We start from the raw sequence: 14,225 nt of genomic DNA on the forward strand, positions 1-14,225 counted from the left end.
GTGCCGCTTGGCCGTCTTTTCACTGCCTTGAGACCAGGCTTGGCACGATACTGGCCTCTATGACGATGCGTGTGCCATTCGGGGAATGTCGTGCGCGCATCGAAGCCCCTGTACGAGAGACCTGTCATGAGTTTCTTCAGAAAAATGTCCCGCCGCACGCTGGTGCGGGCGATGATCGCACTGCCTGCCCTGTCCCTGTTCCGCAAGCTGCCTAAAGCCGGCGCAGCTCAAACCGGTCCATCCCACGCCGATCCAAATGAGATCGTCGAGGTCAATGGCTGGATCCTGAAGCGGAGCGACCTGGCATGATCTTCGACAGCTACGAGGCGTATCGCGCCGCCAACTTCAGACCCAAGGTCTGCATCCTCGGTTCCGGCCCGGCCGGCACCACCATTGCCCGCAAGCTGGGTGCCGCCGGCATCCCGGTCGTGGTGCTGGAGGCCGGCTCGCGGGACTTCAGCGACGAGTCGCAGGATTTCTACCGTGGCACCACGGTTGGCGATTTCTATTTCGACCTCGACATCACCCGGCTGCGGTTCATGGGCGGCAGCTCCAACCACTGGGCCGGCTGGTGCCGCGTGCTTGACAAGCAGGATTTCGAACCGAAGGCGTGGGCACCCGACACCGGCTGGCCGATCCGCCGTGCCGACATCGAGCCCTATCTGCCCGAGGTGCACGATATCCTCGAACTTCCCGATTTCCGGCCCGACGTGCCGATCTCGGACGACATACGCTGGGTGCAGCTGATCAAGAGCCCGGCGGTGCGCTTCGCCGAGAAATTCGCCGACGAGCTCGACAAGAGCCGCAACGTCGCCGTCGTGCTAAACACCTATGCCACCGAGCTCGCCGGCGACGGCAAACGGGTGACCGGCGCCAAACTGTGGTCCAACGGCCAGGACGCCGGCTCGTTCAGCGCCGACTATTTCATCGTCTGCACCGGCGGGCTGGAGAATTCGCGGCTGCTTTTGTGGTCGAACCAGCGCTCCAACGGCGGCGTCGTGCCGAACGCGGCGGCGCTTGGCCGCTACTGGATGGAGCACCCGACCTTCGAGGGCGGCAATGCCATCCTGGCCGACTACAGCGAGTTCGAGGTCGATGCCGTCAACGAGGCCTTCTTCTCGCCGACGCTTGCGGCGATGGAGCGCCTGCAGATCATGAATTTCGGCATCAGGCTGATCGAGACGCCCTATGCCGGCGTCAAGCATGTGATTGCCGACCTCGCCTGCACGGCGCCCGACATGGCCGAATGGGTTGCCTATCAGCTCAGCCAGAACCTGCGCTGCGCGGCCCAGCTCTACGTCGCCTGGGAACAGGCGCCGCTGGCGTCCAACCAGATCGAACTGTCGAAGACAGATGTCGACCATGCCGGTGTGCCGCGCATCGAGCTGCACTGGAAGAAATCGGCGCTCGAACGGCGCACGCTGGTCGAAGGCCTGAAGCTGTTCGGCACGACACTGATCGAGAAGGATCTCGGCCGTGTCCGTCTGATGGACTGGATTGCCAATGGCGAGGATTATCCGACCAACGAGGAGACCGCTGGCCACCATCACATGGGTGGCACGCGCATGGGCACCGACGTGACCAGGAGCGTGGTGGACGCCAACTGCAAGGTGCACGGCATGGACAATCTCTATGTCGGCGGCTCCTCGGTGTTCTGCACCTCGGGTCAAGCCAACCCGACGACGACGATCACCGCGCTGGCCTGCCGGCTGGGAGATCATCTGAGCAAGGTGGTCTCGGTCTGACGATTCCGCTGCGGCGTCTGCCGGCGCCAGTCCACGGCGCCGGCAGACGCGCGGCAAAGCTCAAAAGCCGTAGATGGCGATGCGCACCAGCACGGCCGCGGCGGCAAGCGCTACGAGCAGGATGCCGAGGCCGATGGGGGAACCCCAGCCATACCATTCCATCGCCAGCTTGGCGTATTTGAACTCATCCTCGTGTGAGAGCGGCGGCCGCTGTTGAATCAAGCTCATTTTTCACTCCTGGTCGGCGGCTCGCTCTTGCCTTGTCCGAGCCAGAGCCGCATATTGCTGTAATGATCTAAATGTTAGACAGATTGATAGTTAGATGATAGAAATAAATTCGTCAAGCGAGAATCGTGACGACATGACGAAGGCCATCGGCCTTGCCATCATGGAGTGGCAGGACGCGACGCAGGCCTATGACGAGGCGGTGGGAACGAGGCTCGGACTGAACATGGCCGAGCGCCACTGTATCGGGCTGCTCCATGGCGGCCCGCAATCAGCTGGTGCGGTCGCGACCGCGACCGGGCTGACGCCGGCGGCGGTGACGGCTCTGATCGACCGGCTGGAAGCGCGCGGCCTGCTCACGCGCACGCGCAGTCTCGAGGACAGGCGCAAGGTGGTGATCGAGGCGACCGAGGCGACGCGGGAGCTGTCGGCACGCTATTACGGCGCCATCGCGCGGGAAGGCGAAAAGGTCATCGCCACCTTCAGCGACGCCGAGCTCGCGACCATATCGCGCTTCGTCAACGCCGCGCTCGACCTGCAGCGCGCCCAGCTTATGCGGCTGAAGGCCGAGGGATCGGACAGCCCCGGGCAATAGGGATGCGATGTGGTCGTGGCGCTACTGCAAAAGTCGGCAGGGAACGGGACTATTTCGGCTGGACCCCATAGGCGACAAGAAACGCCTCCACCGAGGCATCCGCGTGCTGTTCAAGTTCGGCCTTGGAACGTCGGTTGCTGCCCGTGAACATGGCTTCGTTCATGGGGATCCAAAGAAGCATTCCAAAAAGATGGCTGGCCGCCAGATAGGGATCACCGGTTTGTATCAGTCCTCGATTGGTGAGCTTTTGAAAGCAGGACGCCGTCGAGGCAAGCATGCGCTCGAAGCCCTTTTCGTACCAGCTGCGGCCAAGTTGCGGCATTCGATCCGCATTGGCGATAATCAAGCGCCGCAGCTTCAACAACTCCTCATCCATGAGAACCGCTATCAGACGTCGGGCAAGCTGCTGCAGGCCGCCTTCCATGAATTTCGCCTCGGAAAGCAGCGTCGTCACGGACTCGATGATGTCATTGACCTGGTTAGCGGTTGACAGAACGACTTCGCAGAACAGCGTCTCCTTGTCGGTGAAATGCTTGTAGACGGTCTGCTTGGAAGCCCCCGCTTTGGTGGCGATTTCCTCCATGCTGGTTCCATCATAGCCCTTGCCGATGAACGCCGCGGTGGCCGCCTGGATGATTTCACGATCCTTGCGGGCTGATCTGGTCTCACCGTCGATTTCCATGGAATCCTCCTGACCAGTACTAGACGGTACCGTTCCCGCATGATAGTCACAACAACAGTACTAGACTGACTAGTACCCGTCAACGAAAGCAGGGCTTAAACCGATGAGCAAAATGATCTTCGTCAATCTACCGGTGCGCGATCTGCAGGCAGCGACCAAGTTTTATCTCGCGATCGGCGGCACGCTGAATCCGCAGTTCTCGAACGACCAGGCCAGTTCGATCATGTTCTCGGACTCGATCGGAGTCATGTTGCTTACGCATGGGCACTACAGCCAATTCACGGCGAGGCAGATCGGCGATGCCAAGCGTGACAGCCAGATGCTGATCGCACTCACCGCCGACAGCAAGGACGAGGTCAATGCTGTAATCGACAAGGGTGTGGCGGCAGGCGGCCGCGCCGATCCCAACCCTGCGCAGGATCTCGGTTTCATGTTCAACCGCCACATCGAAGACCCCGACGGCAACGTCTGGGAGTTCCTGTGGATGAACCCCGCCGCTATGCAATAGCCTGTCGGGATCGAAGCGTCTGAAGCGCGTCGCGTTGGAAACGGATTCATGCGACGCGCTTCAGGTCTTTGTTTTTATGCATGCATCAGACCGTTGCCGGGTCGAGCGCCGGCTGGCCCTTGCGCCGGGCGACGATCGCCGCGAAATCAGCGGTCTGGAAGGCATCGCGCAAGGCGTCAAAGGACGGCAGCACGAAATAGGCGCGCTGGAACTTGTCGATCTCGTAGCCGGTGCGCATCACCGTCTCGAGATCGAAGGGCACATGGTGGGCGTCCTTGCCGTCGACGGCGAACTGCAGTTCGGTAAAGGACGACATCAGGCCGGCGCCAAAGGCCTTCAGCGGCTGGCCGGCCTCCTGCATCAGGCCGTATTCGGCCGTGTACCAGTAGAGCCGGGTGATCATCTCGTCACCGCCGAGCGCGATGATGTCGCCGGCCTTCTTGCCATACATCTGCATGAAGTCGGCAAACACCGGCTGCGACAACACCGGCACGTGACCGAAGAAATCGTGGAACATGTCCGGCTCGACGATGTAGTCGAGCTCCTGCCTGGTGCGCAGCCAGTTGGTGACCGGGAAGCGGCGATTGGCGAGATGATCGAAGAAGGGGGCGGCCGGAATGAGACCCGGCACAGCGACGATCTCCCAGCCGGTCAGCTTGCGCAACTTGGCGCTGACATCCTCGAAATCGGGGATGCGGTCGAGCAGGCCGAGTTTTTCGACACCGTCGAGGTAGGAATGGTGAGCGAGCTTGCGCGTCAGTTTGGTCTGGCGGTCGCACAAAGTGCGCCACACCGCCTGTTCCTCGGCGCTGTAGTCATAACCCTGCGCCACGGTGAAATCGGAACGGCAGACCGAATAGTCGCCGCGCAACCCCTGCGCCGCGCAATCGCGGGCATATTCGGCAACGCTCATCGTCGTCATGGTCTTTCTCCTCGCAAATCATCAATCGCTGACGTGCCCGAAGCGTAACCGGATTTGCGGAGGCAATTTGGTTTTGATGGTAGCGCTCCGAAAATATTCGAGATAGCATTCACTCCCAATCCGCATGGAAGGAGTGAAAATGCCTCAATTCGACGATTTCGAGATCAAGATGCTCGACGTCCTGCAGCGCGACGGCCGCAAGCCCGTCTCCGAGCTGGCGCAGGAGATCGGCCTGTCGACCACGCCATGCGCGCGGCGTTTCGAGGCGCTGCAGGATGCCGGCATCATCAAGGGATTTGCGGCGGTGATCAGCCGGCGCGCCGTCGGCTTGATGGTTGAGGTGTTCATCCAGGTGCGGCTGGTCAGCCACAGCGACGGCTCGCCCGAAAGCTTCATTGCCGCGGTGCAGCGCATGGACGAGGTGTCGTCATGTTGGACGATGACCGGCGACCACGACTTCCTGCTGCATGTCATGGTGCCGTCGGTCGACGAGCTCAACGCCTTCGTCATGCACCGGCTGATGCGGCTCGGTGGCGTGCGCGACGTCCACACGCAGCTGGTGCTGCAGAACATCAAGGGGCCAGGCCACGTGCCGCTCGCGCATCTCCGGAAGTGACGCGCATCCCCGGCGTTCCTGAGCAAAAGCTGCACGCAAACTGCTGAAACGGGCCAAGCGCCTGTCCACTTCGCCGACCAGCATACGCGGACCAACTTCCCATGAGGTCCGCCATGAAAATCGTCCTGATCAATCCACAGCACACCGCCATCGGCAGCCGCGTGCCGGACGATCATCTGCCGCCGCTTGGCCTGCTGGCGATCGGCGGCCCGCTGATCGATGCCGGCCACGACGTGCGGCTGGTCGATGCCGAGTTTGGGCCGATGCCGCTCGACAGGGTCGTGCGCGACGCATTGGACGACTTTCCGGATTTCGTCCTGATCGGCCATTCCGGTTCGACCTCGGCGCACCCGACCGCCTTGCTGATCGCCGGGATGATCAAGGAGCAAGAACCGGCGACCATCATCATCTATGGCGGCGTTTTCCCGACCTATCACTGGCGCGACATCCTCGCCGCTACCGACGTCTTCGACTTCATCGTGCGCGGCGAAGGCGAGGCGACCGTCGTGGCGCTGGTCGAGGCGCTGGAAATGCACCAACCGGCGGCGAGCGTCGCCGGCATCGCCTTTCGCGACGACCTGCGCCGCCCCTTCGCCACGCAGGCGGCTATGACCATTGCCGAGCTCGACGCCTACCGCGTCGGCTGGGAGCTGATCGACCACAGCAGATACAGCTACTGGGGCGGCAAGCGCGCGGTGGTCATGCAATTTTCGCGCGGCTGCCCGCATCTGTGCAACTATTGCGGCCAGCGCGGTTTCTGGACCCGCTGGCGGCATCGCGATCCCAAAAAATTCGCGCAGGAAATCGCCTGGCTGCACCGCGAGCATGGTGTCGAGCTGATCAACCTCGCCGACGAGAACCCGACAGTTTCGAAGAAGGCCTGGCGCGCCTTTCTCGACGCCCTGATCGCCGAGAATGTGCCGGTGCTGATCGTCGGCTCGACCCGCGCCGACGACATCGTGCGCGATGCCGACATCCTGCATCTCTACCGCAAGGCGGGCGTCATCCGCTGGCTGCTCGGCATGGAAAACACCGACGAACAGACGCTGCAATTGATCCGCAAGGGCGGCAGCACCTCATCCGACCGCGAGGCGATCAGGCTGCTGCGCAAGCACGGCATATTGTCGATGGCGACCTGGGTAGCGGGCTTCGAGGATGAGGGCTTTCGCGACCTGTGGCGCGGCTTTCGCCAGCTCATCGCCTATGACCCCGACCAGATCCAGGCGCTTTACGTGACGCCGCATCGCTGGACACCGTTCTTCCGCATCGCCCGCGACCGCAAGGTCATCCAAAAAGATGCCCGGCTGTGGGACTACAAGCACCAGGTCCTGCAGATGACCCGGCTGAAGCCCTGGATGCTGTTCTTCAGCGTCAAGCTGATCGAGGTCGCCGTGCAATCGCGACCGAAGGCGCTGGCGCGCATCCTGTTCCACCCCGATCCCGAGCAGCGGCATTCGATGCGCTGGTACACCAAAATGGGCCGCCGGGTCTGGTTCCGCGAGGTCTGGGGCTTTCTGGCCCGCGATATCAGGGTGAAAGACGGCCCAACACTTGCCGAATTCTGGGGTGCGCCGCAGGACGCCGAGGAGGAATCGATGATCGTTCAACGCCCGGCACGAAAGCCGGCGTCCTCTGTCGTCACAAGTCACGAGCTGCCAGCAAAACGATTAGCCGGCTGACAATCGACTACGGCACGATCAGCGTGCCGGCGCCGTGTTCGGTGAAGAGTTCGAGCAGCACCGCATGCGGCGTCTTGCCGTTGAGGATGACGACGCCCTCGACGCCGCGCTCGATCGCCTCGATGCAGGTTTCGACCTTGGGGATCATGCCGCCCGACACCGTGCCGTCCTTGATCAGCGCCTTGGCCTCGGCAACGGTCAGCTCGTCGATCAGCTTCTTGTTCTTATCGAGCACGCCGGGCACGTCGGTGAGGAACAAAAGGCGTGTTGCCTGGCAAGCGCCGGCAATGGCTCCTGCAAACGTGTCGGCATTGATGTTGTAGGTGTGGCCGTCGCGGCCGGGCGCCACTGGCGCCAGCACCGGGATCATCTCGGAGCGTGCCAGAAGGTCGAGCAGCGTGCGGTCGACCTCGACCGGCTCGCCGACGAAGCCGAGATCGAGCACCCGCTCGATGTTGGAATCGGGGTCGATCATGGTCTTGCGCGCCTTTTCGGCGAACACCATGTTGCCGTCCTTGCCGCACAGGCCGATCGCCCATTCGCCCTCGGCGTTGATCAGCGCGACGATCTCCTTGTTGATCGAGCCGGCCAGCACCATTTCGACGATCTCGACCGTCTTCTGGTCGGTGACGCGCAGACCGCCTTCGAATTTGGATTCGATGCCCATCTTGGCCAGCATGGCGCCGATCTGCGGGCCGCCGCCATGGACGACGATCGGGTTGACGCCGGATTGCTTGAGCAGCGCGATGTCGCGGGCGAAGGCCTTGCCTAGCTCGAGGTCGCCCATGGCGTGGCCGCCATATTTCACCACGACGGTCTTGTGTTCGTAGCGCTGCATGTAGGGCAGCGCCCGTGAAAGCAGGGCGGCCTGCATTTCGGCGGTGGCGGTTATCTCCGTCATCGGCGTGGTTCCCGGCTTTTGATTTGTGCATGTCGTTGTCCCAAAACCGCTGGGCACTTTTGGGCGACATACACTTGGAAAGGACGGCGGCGTCTTAGCGGGAATTGACGCGGGGGGCAAATGGCATTGCTGTCATATTCGCCGAGTTCACGGCCTCGTCATCATGACGGCACCATTAGCGGCGCCCGCCGTTTCAGCCAACCCGAGATTTTCTCCATCTGCGCGGCGAAGGACAAAAGCGTCTCCTCGTCGCCCGGGCGGCCGGCGGCCTGTATGCCGAGCGGCAGGCCTGCGTCGGTGACATGAACGGGCAGCGCGATCGACGGCTGGCCGCTGACATTGTGGATCGCCGGCCAATGGGTGAAAAAAAGGCTCTTGTCCATCAGCTGGCCGAACAGTGGCTTCAGCTTGAGCAAGGGCGTCAGGTGAAGCTTGTCGAGCAGGTTTTCGATCAGCTCATCGGCGCCTTTCGGATCCATGGCGCCGCAGGCGAGCGGCGGATGCGCGATAACAGGCATCAGCACGGCATCATACTGCGCGGTTTCCTCGATCATCCGCCGCGAGGCGGCATGCAGCCGCTGCAGGCCGGCATAGATCTCGCCGGCCGAAACCATTTCACCCAGCCGGCCAAGCACGCGCGTGGCACGCTCGATGTCGCCGGTAACGGAACGGCCGACGCGCAACGCTTCCGCCCGCAGCGTGCCGGCAACGGCGGATGCAACCGTCCTGCAGAAGTCGGCAAAGAAATCACGGCCGATGAAGGGCAGGTCGATGTCCTCGACCGTGTGGCCGCCCTCGCGCGCAAGCGCCACCGCCGTGTCCAGCGCTTTCATTGTCTCGGCCGAGATCGGCAGGCCAAGCGGCGACTTGCGGTACACGGCCAGCCGGAGCTTGCCGGGATCGCGCGCCGCGGCGGCGGCGAATGTGCCCTTCGGCTGATGTGCCGCATAGGGCGACAAGGCGTCGGGACCGTGGGTGAGGTCGAGCAGCAATGCGCAATCGCGCACCGAGCGGGTGACGGCGTGATCGACCACCATGCCGTACCAGCTCTCGCTGACCAGCGGCGTCAGCGGGATGCGGCCGCGCGAGGTCTTGAGGCCGACAAGCCCGGTGCAGGCGGAAGGCACCCGGATCGAACCGCCGCCATCCGAGGCATGCGCCACCGGCACGACGCCGGCGGCGACCAGGGCTGCCGCACCACCCGACGAGCCGCCGCTGGTGTGGCCGGTGTTCCAGGGATTGCGGGTGATGCCGAAAGCCTTGGATTCGGTCATCAGCCGCAGCCCGTGTTCCGGCGATGTCGAGGTGACGATCGGGATCAGTCCGGCAGCGAGATAGCGCTCGGTCATCACCGAATTGACGTCGGGCACCGAGGCGGGAATGCGGCTACCGCCATGCGACGGCACGCCCTTGATGGCGATGCCGAGATCCTTGATGGCAAAGGGCACACCGGCCAGCGGCAGCGAGCGGTCGACGGATTTCGCCCGCGCCCGTGCAGCGTCATAGAGCGGCTCCGCCGCGGCATTGATTTCAGGCCGCGTGGCCTCGGCGCGCGCGATCGCCGCTTCGGTCAGTTCGATCGCCGACAACTCGCCCTTGCGCACCAGACCGGCGAGGCCGGTCGCGTCTTCTTCCCACAGGATCCGTTCGACCGACATCAGCGCTCTCCCACTCCCGCCAAGCTAGCCAGCGGCGATTCCCTTGGCAATCGAAGCCTGCGCCCGGAGGCCGGAACTTTAGGTGCATGGAATATTTCCGACGTTGCAAATACAGCGTAATCGCCTAATTTGACCCGCATGACGCCGCAGGACATCACCAAGCTGATCGTCCGGACTTCGATGAAGGATCGGGCTGCGTTCGATCTGCTGTACCGGCAGACCAGCGCGAAACTTTTCGGCGTCTGCCTTCGTGTATTGAACGACCGGGGAGATGCGGAAGAAGCGCTGCAAGAGGTCTTCGTCAAGATATGGACGAAGGCGGATCGTTTTGCTGTCTCCGATCTGAGCCCGATCTCCTGGCTGGTGGCAATCGCACGCAACCACGCGATCGATCGCGTCAGGGCGCGGCGTAAGCCTGCCGCCGATATCGATGCCGCGCTCGACGTGGCCGATCCGGCACCGGGACCTGAAGCGATGGTGGTGGCGGGCGACGAATCCGAGCGCATCCATCATTGTCTCGAAGAGCTGGAGAAAGACCGGGCGGCGGCCGTCCGGGGCGCTTATCTCAAGGGCGAAAGCTATGCCGAACTGGCGGAGCGCCACGGCGTGCCGCTGAACACGATGCGTACCTGGCTGCGCCGCAGCCTGATGAAACTCAGAGAATGTCTGGAAAGATGACACTGGCAGAGGACAATGGACCGGAACGTGGGGGCGACGACCTGTTCGCCGCCGAATACGTTCTCGGCGTTCTGCCGGTGGAAGAGCGGCAGATCGCGACCAGGCGCATCGACACCGAGACCGATTTCGCGCGGCTCGTCGATGGCTGGGAGGTTCACCTTTCGCCGCTGGCCGCCGCCTATCTTGAGGTCGAGCCGCCGCCTTCAGTGAAGGTGGCCGTCGATCGCCGGCTGTTTGCATCGACCGCGGCCACATCAGCCGAGGCAGGCGCCGGCTTCTGGTCCAGTCTTGCCTTCTGGCGCGGCCTTGCCGTGGCGGCTGTTGCCGCTCTGGCTCTCTATGTCGCCGTGCCCTACGTCAATCGGCCCGCAGAACAACCGCAGGCGCGGCTTGTCGCCTCGCTGGCCGCCGACGGCAGCGACGTAAAATATCTCGCCGTCTATGATTCCGAGCGGCATGAGGTCAGCCTTTCGCATGTTTCCGGCACGCTGGCTTCCGGCAAGGACTTCGAACTTTGGATGATCGAGGGCAAGAACGCCCCGGTCTCGATGGGCGTCATCCCGGCCGGTGCGACCGCGCATATCGGGGTCTCGCCCGCCACCCAGCAGAAGCTCGCCCAGGGCGCGGTGCTGGCCGTCAGTCTTGAGCCTGCCGGCGGTTCGCCGACGGGGCAGCCGACCGGACCGGTGGTGGCCGCGGGCGACCTGAAGAGCATCTGAGCCGCTTCTTCTTGCCGCGGAACCGACACCAGAATAATTTCAATCTATCTTGTATCACGCATGTCTAAATAGGCATGTGAGCCGGCAGACCGTTGCACACGATAAATCTCTTCGCCGAGCGGTAAATTTAAAAATCCGAAAATATTCTGAAACTCGCGCGTTTGTGTTCCGTATCTCCTCGCGTCCCCAGAAATGGGAAGAGAAAACCCGAGGAGTTTTGACATCATGCGTAAATTCACCACCCTTTTGCTCGCCGGTACGATTGCCGTTTCCGCGCTCGCCACCGCTGCCTATGCCGAAAACCCGATGGTCGGCGGCGCCGCCATGTTTGCCAACAAGAACATCGTGGAGAACGCCGTCAATTCGAAGGACCACACGACGCTGGTCGCCGCGGTCAAGGCTGCCGGCCTTGTCGAGACCTTGCAGGGCGCCGGGCCGTTCACCGTGTTCGCGCCGACCAACGAGGCCTTCGCGGCACTTCCGGCCGGCACGGTCGACACGCTGCTCAAGCCCGAGAACAAGGACAAGTTGACCAAGATCCTGGCCTGCCACGTCATCGGCGCCAAGGCGATGGGGGCGGACGTCGCCTCGATGGCCAAGGCTGACGGCGGCACGCACAAGGTCAAGACCGTCGGCGGTTGCGAACTGTCGCTGAAGGCCGAGGGCGGCAAGGTCACCGTCACCGATGAGAACGGCAACGTCGCCAACGTGACGATCGCCGACGTCGAACAGTCCAACGGCGTCATCCACGTCATCGACAAGGTTTTGCTCCCGAAGATGTGATCGGCGCGAAAATGTAACAAAGGGCTTGCCGCGACGAACCTGCAGCAAGAGCCCTCCGTCGATTGCATAGTCTCGCTGCCGTGACCTGCAAACGACACGCGTGCTCCGCGCCGCCCACGGTCAACCGTGGACCGGCGCGGAGTGTCGTTGAGGGGAACCGTCACCGGCTTTTTGATTTTCGCGTGGCGGTATAGTTTGGCAAAGAAACGACAGGAGGAACTGGTCATGAACCGTCGCGATCTTCTTTTGAGCGGTGCCGCCGTCCTCGGCGTGGTCGGGGCCGCGGCAACCATGCTGCGCATGGGCAGCCCGCAGCCCGCACAGGCCGCCGAAAAATTCGAGGTCACCAAGACCGACGATGAATGGAAAGCCATCCTGTCGCCGGCCGCCTTCGACGTGCTGCGCAAGGAAGGCACCGAATATCCAGGCACCAGCCCGCTGCTCAACGAACACCGCAAGGGTATTTTCGCCTGCGCCGGCTGCGACCTGCCGGTCTATCCCTCGGAGACGAAGTTCGATTCCGGCACCGGCTGGCCGAGCTTCTGGCAGGAGATCGCCAATGGCATCGGCAAGACCGAGGACAGGTCGCTCGGCATGACCCGCACCGAGGTGCATTGCCGCCGCTGCGGCGGCCATCTCGGCCATGTCTTCGACGATGGCCCGGCGCCGACCGGCCTGCGCCATTGCATCAACGGCGTGGCGCTGACCTTCAAGCCCGCCACGGCTTGAACCCAGCTATAAAGCAAAAAACTCCGGGTCTTGCGGCCCGGAGTTTTTTTGCGCGGTCGGATCTTTTCGGGCGTGGACTGGAGGAGCTTCCCGAAACCGCCGCGTATGGTTCTTCTGTCAGTGCCCGCCGCCTCCGCCGCCACCTGGCGCGGCCGGCTTGTTGATCAGCATGGTGAACAGGCCGAGCGTCGCGAACAGCACCGTCAGCATGTAGAACACATCCATGAAGGACAGCAGCGCCGCCTGCTGCTGAACCATGCCCGACAGCTTGGAGATCGCGGCACTGGTGGCATCGAGACCCGTGACCTGCTCGAAATTGAGCGTCATGTTCTGCAGCTTGGTCTGCGCGGCAGCACTGCCCCACTGCACATGCTCGGCGAGCCTTGCATAGTGAAAGGCATTGCGGTCGATCAGCACGGTGTTGATAAGGGCAAGGCCGACGGCACCGCCGAGGTTGCGGGTGAGATTGAACAGGCCGGACGCATTCTTCAGTCGGTCTGGCGGCAAGGTGCCGAGCGCGATGTTGTTGATCGGCACCATGCACAGCATCATCGAACAGCCGCGCAGGATCTGCGGGATCAGCAGCTCATAGAAATCCCAGTCGGCTGTCAGATGCGTCATCCACCATGTGCCGGTGGCGAAGCCGAAGAAGCCGATCATCATCATCAGCCGCAAATCCATCTTGCTCGACAGAATGCCGGAGATCGGCGCGGTAATGAACATAGCCAGGCCGCTGACGAACAGCGCTTCGCCGATCATCATCGAATCGTAACCACGGATGCGGCCGAGGAAGACCGGATAGAGGTAGGTCAGGCCGTAGAGGCCGATGCCGATGACGAAGGAAAACAGCGAGCCGAAGGCGAAGTTGATGTTGCTGAAGGCTCTCAGGTCGACGATCGGCTCCTCAGCGGTGAAGACACGCCAGAAGAAGATCACCGCCCCGACGGTCATGACGATGGCACAGATGAACACCCCCTGGTCCTGCAGCCAGTCATTGTTCGGACCCTCTTCCAGCACATATTCCATGCAGCCGAGGAGCGCCGCCATGCCGGCGAGGCCCCACCAGTCGAACTTGTTGAACAGCTTGAGATTGGGCTTGTCGAAATCGATCAGTGACCAGGCGGCGGTCGCCACCAGGATGCCCGGCACGACATTGACCAGGAACAGCCAGTGCCATGAAAAAGCGTGACTGATATAGCCGCCGACGGTCGGCCCGATGGTCGGCGCCAGCGTCGCCACCAGGCCGATCATCGGCGAGACGATGGCGCGGCGCGAGGGCGGAAAGATGGTGAAGGCCGCGGCAAAGACGCTCGGGATCATGCCGCCGCCGATGAAGCCTTGGACGGCGCGGTAGACGATCATCTGGTCGATATTGGTGGCGGTCGCGGCCAGCGCGCTGGCCGCGGTGAAGCCGGCGGCGGCGATGGTGAACAGCACCCGCGTCGACAGCATGCGGCTGAGGAAGCCCGACAGCGGGATCATCACCACCTCGGCGATCAGGTAGGCTGTCTGCACCCACGGAATTTCATCGGAGCTGGCGCTGAGGCCCGCCTGGATCTCGGAAAGCGAGGCCGAGACGATCTGGATGTCCAGGATCGCCATGAACATACCGAACACCATCGCCAGGAAGGCGATGACGCGCCGCGTCGAGATGGTATCAGGAACAGCCGGCTGTGCCGGCGGCGCTCCTGCGGTGATTGTTGCGGTTGCCATTGCATGGGCCTCCTTGAGGCAGGCCGGGCGGCGCGGTGCTCAATCAGCCACCGAGCCGCCCTCCGAAAGCGC

16 protein-coding genes are annotated in these 14,225 nt (G+C 62.8%); 10 read left to right on the forward strand and 6 right to left on the reverse strand.

Annotation, left to right across the window (positions count from 1 at the left end; all coding sequences use genetic code 11):
* The first annotated feature begins 126 nt into the window (after positions 1–126).
* On the forward strand, positions 127–309 hold the full coding sequence (locus AC56QX_RS04720; protein WP_497113942.1) for a hypothetical protein: 183 nt from the start codon (positions 127–129) through the stop codon (positions 307–309).
* Positions 306–1,745 (forward strand): GMC oxidoreductase, encoded by a 1,440-nt coding sequence (locus AC56QX_RS04725; RefSeq protein WP_497113944.1) that lies wholly within the window; start codon positions 306–308, stop codon positions 1,743–1,745. The genes AC56QX_RS04720 and AC56QX_RS04725 overlap by 4 nt, the downstream gene beginning before the upstream one ends.
* 60 nt (positions 1,746–1,805) lie before the next feature.
* Here the strand turns inward: AC56QX_RS04725 and AC56QX_RS04730 are convergent, their stop codons facing one another.
* The gene (locus tag AC56QX_RS04730) at positions 1,806–1,973 is read right to left on the reverse strand and encodes a hypothetical protein (RefSeq protein ID WP_167335231.1); all 168 of its coding nucleotides are present in this window, start codon (positions 1,971–1,973) and stop codon (positions 1,806–1,808) included.
* Positions 1,974–2,067: 94 nt separating this feature from the next.
* Between AC56QX_RS04730 and AC56QX_RS04735 the strand changes: the two genes are divergently transcribed.
* Positions 2,068–2,565 carry a MarR family winged helix-turn-helix transcriptional regulator gene (locus AC56QX_RS04735; RefSeq protein WP_497113946.1) on the forward strand — a complete coding sequence of 166 codons (498 nt, stop codon included), beginning with the start codon at positions 2,068–2,070 and terminating at the stop codon, positions 2,563–2,565.
* 49 nt (positions 2,566–2,614) lie between these two features.
* Here the strand turns inward: AC56QX_RS04735 and AC56QX_RS04740 are convergent, their stop codons facing one another.
* Complete coding sequence (locus AC56QX_RS04740) at positions 2,615–3,247, reverse strand: TetR/AcrR family transcriptional regulator (RefSeq protein ID WP_497113947.1); 633 nt, start codon at positions 3,245–3,247, stop codon at positions 2,615–2,617.
* Positions 3,248–3,350: 103 nt separating this feature from the next.
* Here AC56QX_RS04740 and AC56QX_RS04745 point away from each other — a divergent pair, with 103 nt between their 5' ends.
* Positions 3,351–3,755, forward strand: coding sequence for a VOC family protein (locus AC56QX_RS04745; RefSeq protein ID WP_497113949.1), 405 nt, complete (start codon positions 3,351–3,353; stop codon positions 3,753–3,755).
* An 85-nt stretch (positions 3,756–3,840) separates the two neighbouring features.
* On the opposite strand, the gene phhA is transcribed toward AC56QX_RS04745, so the two are convergent.
* Entirely contained in the window at positions 3,841–4,677 is an 837-nt protein-coding gene (gene phhA / locus AC56QX_RS04750) for a phenylalanine 4-monooxygenase (protein WP_497113951.1), read from the reverse strand.
* 139 nt (positions 4,678–4,816) lie between these two features.
* On the opposite strand from phhA, the gene AC56QX_RS04755 reads away from it, so the two are divergent.
* Entirely contained in the window at positions 4,817–5,293 is a 477-nt protein-coding gene (locus tag AC56QX_RS04755) for an Lrp/AsnC family transcriptional regulator (RefSeq protein ID WP_172221304.1), read from the forward strand.
* A gap of 113 nt (positions 5,294–5,406) precedes the next feature.
* Entirely contained in the window at positions 5,407–6,972 is a 1,566-nt protein-coding gene (gene bchE / locus AC56QX_RS04760) for a magnesium-protoporphyrin IX monomethyl ester anaerobic oxidative cyclase (RefSeq protein ID WP_497113953.1), read from the forward strand.
* Between the two features lie 7 nt (positions 6,973–6,979).
* Here the strand turns inward: bchE and argB are convergent, their stop codons facing one another.
* Entirely contained in the window at positions 6,980–7,873 is an 894-nt protein-coding gene (gene argB, locus AC56QX_RS04765) for an acetylglutamate kinase (protein WP_497113955.1), read from the reverse strand.
* Positions 7,874–8,034: 161 nt separating this feature from the next.
* Positions 8,035–9,531: an amidase gene (locus AC56QX_RS04770; protein WP_497113957.1), complete on the reverse strand. Its 1,497-nt coding sequence runs from the start codon at positions 9,529–9,531 to the stop codon at positions 8,035–8,037.
* Between the two features lie 138 nt (positions 9,532–9,669).
* On the opposite strand from AC56QX_RS04770, the gene AC56QX_RS04775 reads away from it, so the two are divergent.
* The 4 genes from AC56QX_RS04775 to msrB all read left to right on the forward strand — a co-directional run bounded on the left by AC56QX_RS04775 (position 9,670) and on the right by msrB (position 12,440).
* Positions 9,670–10,209, forward strand: a complete 540-nt coding sequence (locus AC56QX_RS04775; protein ID WP_095203779.1) for a sigma-70 family RNA polymerase sigma factor — start codon at positions 9,670–9,672, stop codon at positions 10,207–10,209.
* Positions 10,206–10,928, forward strand: coding sequence for an anti-sigma factor (locus AC56QX_RS04780; RefSeq protein ID WP_497113959.1), 723 nt, complete (start codon positions 10,206–10,208; stop codon positions 10,926–10,928). The genes AC56QX_RS04775 and AC56QX_RS04780 overlap by 4 nt, the downstream gene beginning before the upstream one ends.
* Positions 10,929–11,153: 225 nt before the next feature.
* Entirely contained in the window at positions 11,154–11,711 is a 558-nt protein-coding gene (locus AC56QX_RS04785) for a fasciclin domain-containing protein (protein WP_497113961.1), read from the forward strand.
* A gap of 225 nt (positions 11,712–11,936) precedes the next feature.
* Entirely contained in the window at positions 11,937–12,440 is a 504-nt protein-coding gene (msrB, locus tag AC56QX_RS04790; RefSeq protein ID WP_497113963.1) for a peptide-methionine (R)-S-oxide reductase MsrB, read from the forward strand.
* Positions 12,441–12,557: 117 nt separating this feature from the next.
* Here the strand turns inward: msrB and AC56QX_RS04795 are convergent, their stop codons facing one another.
* Positions 12,558–14,153, reverse strand: coding sequence for a DHA2 family efflux MFS transporter permease subunit (locus AC56QX_RS04795; RefSeq protein ID WP_497113965.1), 1,596 nt, complete (start codon positions 14,151–14,153; stop codon positions 12,558–12,560).
* Positions 14,154–14,225 lie beyond the last annotated feature (72 nt).

It is taken from the genome of Mesorhizobium sp. RCAM 06353, from assembly GCF_059683585.1.